This window comes from Flavobacterium sp. UBA4854, from assembly GCF_002399805.1.
GTDB classification, from domain to species: Bacteria; Bacteroidota; Bacteroidia; order Flavobacteriales; family Flavobacteriaceae; genus Flavobacterium; species Flavobacterium ginsengisoli.
The window spans coordinates 1-3,198 of the sequence record NZ_DHEI01000144.1 but is presented as its reverse complement, the minus strand read 5'-3'; the positions used below and the strand labels follow the sequence as shown (position 1 = coordinate 3,198).

General features: G+C 35.3%; 4 protein-coding genes. All 4 read right to left on the bottom strand.

Annotated elements, in window-relative coordinates:
• The coding region (locus B3J44_RS21120) for a CoA-transferase (protein WP_286971254.1) at nt 1-443 on the bottom strand (443 nt) is incomplete at its 3' end.
• Nucleotides 444-535: 92 nt separating this feature from the next.
• Entirely contained in the window at nt 536-1,417 is an 882-nt protein-coding gene (gene bla, locus B3J44_RS21115) for a class A beta-lactamase, subclass A2 (protein WP_286971253.1), read from the bottom strand.
• Nucleotides 1,418-1,503: 86 nt separating this feature from the next.
• Nucleotides 1,504-2,208, bottom strand: a complete 705-nt coding sequence (locus tag B3J44_RS21110; RefSeq protein WP_286971252.1) for a CoA transferase subunit A — start codon at nt 2,206-2,208, stop codon at nt 1,504-1,506.
• A 165-nt stretch (nt 2,209-2,373) separates the two neighbouring features.
• A partial coding sequence (locus B3J44_RS21105) for a penicillin-binding transpeptidase domain-containing protein (RefSeq protein ID WP_286971251.1) occupies nt 2,374-3,198 on the bottom strand: 825 nt, incomplete at its 5' end.

Sequence of the window (3,198 nt, the reverse complement as noted above, 5' to 3'; positions counted from 1 at the left end):
TTGTTTACGTGCATCATGGCAACGATAATATTTTCGGCGGAAGCCACCAAATCCATTGCGCCACCCATTCCTTTTACCATTTTGCCTGGAATTTTCCAGTTTGCGATGTCTCCGTTTTCAGAAACCTCCATTGCTCCAAGAATCGTCAAATCTACTTTTTGGCTACGAATCATTCCGAAACTAAAAGCCGAATCGAAGAAACTTGCTCCTGGAAGTGTCGTAATGGTTTGTTTTCCTGCATTAATAATATCAGCATCTTCTTCTCCATCAAAAGGAAAAGGCCCCATTCCGAGAACACCATTTTCACTTTGAAATTCAACTGCTATATCTTCTCGAACGTAATTTGCGACCAAAGTTGGAATTCCAATTCCAAGATTTACGAAATAACGGTCTTTTACCTCTTTTGCAATTCGTTTTGCTATATCTTCTTTACTAAGTGCCATAATTTTTTAATGTGTCAATTTGTGAATTTGCCAATTAGATAATGCTATCTGCATTTTAAATTAATTATCTAATGGCACATTGTCTAATTATCTCAATTATTAAAATAATTCCAGACTGCTTTTGTTACGTCCGCTATTATTTTTTCTGTGTCCTCTCTTTTCTCTGTAATATCTTTTAAATAAACCGACAAAATGAAATGTTTTCCGTTTGGAAGTTTTACAATTCCAACATCATTCATTGCAACTCTCAAATTAGCATCATTAGTTCCAGAAATTCCAGTTCTGTGTGCTAATTCGGTGTTTTCAGGAAGTCCAGCTTTCATCCAAGTGAGCCCTCTTGAGGTTTCTACCATTATTTGATACAAATACTTTGTGGTTTCTTCTTTTAAAATTTCACCTTTAAAAAACTTCTCAAGCAATTCTGTTGTTGCCAACGGAGTTGTAGTATTGACATAAAGATTTTTCCACGTCTTCATTTGATCTTCGTTCATTTTAATAACGAAGTCCTTGATTCCATGCTCATTTATAAACTTTTGAATGTACTTTGTACCTCCAACTAAATTGATCAGAATGTCACATCCATTATTGTCACTATGCGAAACCGTGTAGCGGAGTATTTTATCTAAAGTCAAACTTACATTTCCCTCTGGATAATCTTCCTTCATTGGACTCCACGTATTTTCCTTTAAATCTTTCTTTTTTATAAAGATTTCTTGCGTAAGATTGAGTTTACCTTCATCAACTTTATGCAAAACTGCCAATGCAATATGAAATTTAAACACACTCATCATCGGCATTTTTAAATTTCCATTAATACTCAAAGTATCCTTATTTTCAATGCCTTTCATAGAAATACCTACAGTAGCACTTTTAGTCGATATAATTTGCTGCAATTGATTTCGAAGCACATTTGTACCCTGAGAAAAAGCCTGAAACGATAAGAACAAAAAAAGAACTATACTAAATCTGGTCATATTTTTAATGTGTCAATTAGTCAATTTGATAATAAGATAATTCTATACGCAACCTAAATTAATTATTTAATTGCCTCATTTTCTAATTATCTAATTTTAGCTCTTACTGTACGTTGTTCAATTCGTTTTTCAAATTTTTCTCCTTGGAAGATGCGCTGCACCATAATTCCAGGAATATGGATCTGATTTGGATCTAGTGTCCCAACAGGAACTAATTCTTCAACTTCTGCAATTGTTATTTTTCCAGCACCTGCCATACAAGCGTTGAAGTTTCTAGCTGTTCCTTTAAAAATAAGATTTCCTGCTTCATCGCCTTTCCAAGCTTTTACAATAGAAAAATCAGCTTTGAAAGCTTCTTCCATGATGTGCATTTTTCCGTTGAATTCTCGCGCTTCTTTTCCTTCTGCAACTTCAGTTCCATAACCTGCTGGTGTAAAGAAAGCAGGAATTCCAGCTTGAGCAGCACGACAGCGTTCTGCCAAAGTTCCTTGAGGCGTCAATTCAACCTCTAATTCTCCAGAAAGCATCTGACGCTCGAATTCGGCATTTTCTCCCACATAAGAAGAAATCATTTTTTTGATTTGCTTTTTCTGCAGCAACAATCCCAAACCAAAATCATCTACACCTGCATTGTTAGAAATACAAGTTAAATCTGAAATTGATGTGTTTACCAGAGCTGCAATCGTATTTTCAGGAATACCGCATAAACCGAAACCACCAAACATGATTGTCATACCACTATTAATTCCTTCAATAGCTTCTTGAACGCCATTTACTTTTTTTGTTATCATAACAAACTATCTTTAATGCTGAATATTTTTGATAAAAATAAGATTTTTAGATGAAATTATAACGATTTCGTAAAAATAAAACCAAAAGAAAAATCCCTTTACAAATCTTTTAAAAGATTTGTAAAGGGATTGATATATAATTAATTGGGCATTATTGCAACATTGTTACAATTCAAACTCATCAGTATTTTGTTCAGTCTGCGTTGTATCTTTTACAACTACTGGCCTTGGGTAACAATCTACCTTAATAGAAAGGTTTGCCGGGCGTTCAAATTCTCCTTTAGAAACCTGAAGATCTTTGTCTGCATAACATTTCTTCATGAAATAACCCCAAACAGGTAATGCTGCAGTTGCTCCTTGTCCATAAGTCAAACTTTTAAAACGTGCTGAACGATCTTCACATCCAACCCAAACTCCAGTTACTAAATTAGGAACCATTCCCATAAACCAACCATCAGATTGATTTTGCGTTGTTCCAGTTTTTCCTGCAATCGGGTTTGTAAACATGTACGGATAACCTGTCCAACGATTATCTCCGCTTCCACCTCCCTGCGTACGTAAACGGACACCAGAACCACTTTCTGTTACCCCTTGAAGCAATTTGATTACCGCAAAAGCAATATCTTTATTTAAAACGTCATGAGACTCAGGAATCGGTTCGTAAATAACCTCACCGCTTTTGTTCTCAATTCTGCTTAAAAACTGCGGTTTTACATAAACTCCTTGGTTTGCAAATGTACTATACGCCGCAACCATATCTTCAACCGTAATATCAACCGCTCCTAAGGCAATTGAAGGCTGTACAGGGATTTCTGTTTTAACTCCTAATTTTTTAGTCAATTCTACAACTGCTTCTGGACTTGTTCTATCTATTAATTTAGCAGAAACGGTATTAATAGAAGCCGCTAAAGCTTGTTTTAAAGTAACCATTCCTCTATATCTATAATCAGAGTTTCTAGGCTCCCAATCTTCTGTTACGTGATGGCGTCC

Bases quoted from the DNA above. Each gene is read 5' to 3' on its own strand.
- bla (WP_286971253.1), bottom strand. From the start codon at position 1,417: ATGACCAGATTTAGTATAGTTCTTTTTTTGTTCTTATCGTTTCAGGCT.
- B3J44_RS21110 (WP_286971252.1), bottom strand. From the start codon at position 2,208: ATGATAACAAAAAAAGTAAATGGCGTTCAAGAAGCTATTGAAGGAATT.